Below are 2,370 nucleotides of genomic sequence, written 5' to 3'. Positions count from 1 at the left end.
CGCGAAGCGGCGTCGATGGGATGAATCGGAATAGTTAGCCCTGCTCTTGAATGTATTTTCGAATTGTATCAGCAGCCACATTTCCAACAGAGCAAACAAAATATCCGTCAGACCCAAAAGAGGGTCTAACTAATTTACCTGTTTCGTCCTAAAAGCTTTTCTAACTTTCGATCCGCTACTTTATCATCTAATGATAGAGCCTTATATTCATCAATAAGCTTTGTTAAGCCTGAGTTTTTTTCACCACGAAAATATTCAATATTACGCTCTATTTTCTTTAAGATTTTGCTTAAGCTAATATCATCCACCAATGGATCATTTTCTTTACCTACAAACAGGTTGTTATCTTGCGGGAAGTTCACAAAGTAACGTAAGCCACGTTTACCTTCACCTGATGGGTAGAGTAAGCCATTATCAACCAATGATTTTAAATCCCTTGTAGCGGTTGCCGGTGGCGCACCGGTTATGGCTCGATATTTTTCATTAGTTAAACCATCACGCACAAAGCCGTCAGCGCCGACAGTGAAGATTTTTTTCATCACTTTCTCTTGGCGTTGGTTGAGTTTGACCTCTGCATATTCAGCCCAAAATTTTGATTTTTGCAATACAAATTCAACGGACTCAAGTGACTTATCTTGCGAAGTTCTAACTAGCTCAACAAACCACGCTATCCACTCATTAATTTGTAAGCTAGCATTAGTATTTCTAAGCTGTTGATAATACTCCATTCGATTAGTATTAATCATGCTCGACATACTAAAAAGCGGCGGTCTCGAAAAGTCTTGAAATAACGCATGCTCGGCTATGGCTCTACCAACACGGCCATTCCCATCTTGAAACGGATGAATAGCGACAAACCATAAATGAGCAACTGCTGCTTTTATAGGGCCTGAACAATTGGCGCTATTATACCACTGTATGAAAGCATCCATTTCATGTTCAACCTCAGTGCGATTATTACCGGGTGCTTTGTAGATGATTTCACTGTCGCCGTATAAGTCTTCTCTTATTACATCAATGGACGAGTCTCGATAATCGCCTTTTGTAATAGGATTTACATAATAATCTTCACTACCGTGTAATAGTAGCGTGTGCCAACGGCAAAGTAAGGTTTTAGACATAGCACTTTTAATGCTTTTGCGCACATCAACAAGCATTGCCGCAATGCCTTTTTCTTTAGGGAAGTAACCACCACGCTCTGGCTCTTTTAACCCTAGAAAACGAGCAACTGATGAGCGCACCTCTTCACGGTTAAGTTTTTCACCTTCAATGGCACTGGTGCTTAATGCTTCTTCCACTAGTAAGTGGACAAATGCATCATTATGGTCACTTAACGGTATTTGCGATAATGCCCCTTCAATACTGTAAGCTTTTTTCGAATACTCGCTGACACTTGCCTCAAAGCGTGTTGTGTCATATTCAAATTGAGGCCAATTTTTTTGTTGCCAATGATACATGTGATTTAAACCTTCTTCCGTTATAAATCACTTTATACCTAATTGTGATTTAAAAGCCTATACCTTATGAATCATATGGAGAGAAATTTTGATTTATAAAAACATTTAGTTAACTTTTATTTGACATCTTGGAGCCTGATTAGGATATATCAGTATACTTTTTACAGCAAGCGTCGACAGAATATTTAGTTTTTGAGGTTGGTTTGGGCTTCCCAGCTTTCGCATCTTATCGTGTGGGTATCTCTTACACTTAATTATTCGCTTTTTAATCGTGGCAAAAAATTCAGCAATCGTATTATCATGATAATGCGGTTGACGCCTGAAGCTGCTGTAATTGCTCAAGCGAATCTGCTAATTTTCGTGATATGTTATTCATGTTTGCGCCCCTTTGTATAGCAATTTACCTGTGGCTATATTTTAAAAATATCCATGAACTATCAATATTAAAAAATACCAAAGCTATATGAATTTGTTGCGATATTAAAATTATGGCTAGTGTTATTAATCAGGTTCATAGTGATAGGTTAATTATGCTGAATTAGGTAGTGGCTTAGACGGCTTGGGGAATATATAGTTATCAGCAATTAATAATTATGGTGTATAAAACGCCAAAATGGGGTGAAGTCGATTTCCTCAAGTTTATAATGAGCCTGGTGTAACTGCCCTCTTTTAAATTTTAAAAAATACTTAGTAAGAAGAAAAGTAACACTACTGGCAAATTAGAGCCAAATCAAAGTAGCTACTCTTCTCTTAGTAATTCATTAATATTTACCATATGATTATTTAAAGGTGGTTCATTAGATATCGAGCATTAAATTTGCGTAATGTTCATAGGGTATCTAGCGAGGTTTTGACACCTACTTTGGGAGCAGCTAAACGCGCTTTTGCTACAGTAATTAACGCTTCATCCTCA

At 37.6% G+C, this 2,370-nt stretch carries 1 protein-coding gene and 1 pseudogene; both read right to left on the bottom strand.

Annotated features, from left to right (window positions below; genetic code table 11):
- Window positions 1–34: 34 nt before the first annotated feature.
- A pseudogene (locus AAEY55_RS17990) lies at window positions 35–121 on the bottom strand (transposase); the annotation flags it as partial.
- Between the two features lie 13 nt (window positions 122–134).
- The gene (locus AAEY55_RS17985; RefSeq protein WP_350552573.1) at window positions 135–1,457 is read right to left on the bottom strand and encodes a Fic family protein; all 1,323 of its coding nucleotides are present in this window, start codon (window positions 1,455–1,457) and stop codon (window positions 135–137) included.
- Window positions 1,458–2,370 lie beyond the last annotated feature (913 nt).

The sequence above is a fragment of the Pseudoalteromonas sp. 120-MNA-CIBAN-0494 genome (genome assembly GCF_040308885.1).
GTDB lineage: Bacteria > Pseudomonadota > Gammaproteobacteria > Enterobacterales > Alteromonadaceae > Pseudoalteromonas > Pseudoalteromonas nigrifaciens.
Note: the sequence above shows the minus strand (reverse complement) of the source record. Positions and strands in the feature narration are given on the sequence as shown.

Excerpts from the sequence above, each read along its gene's own strand:
- AAEY55_RS17985 (WP_350552573.1), bottom strand. The coding sequence starts at position 1,457 with ATGTATCATTGGCAACAAAAAAATTGGCCTCAATTTGAATATGACACA.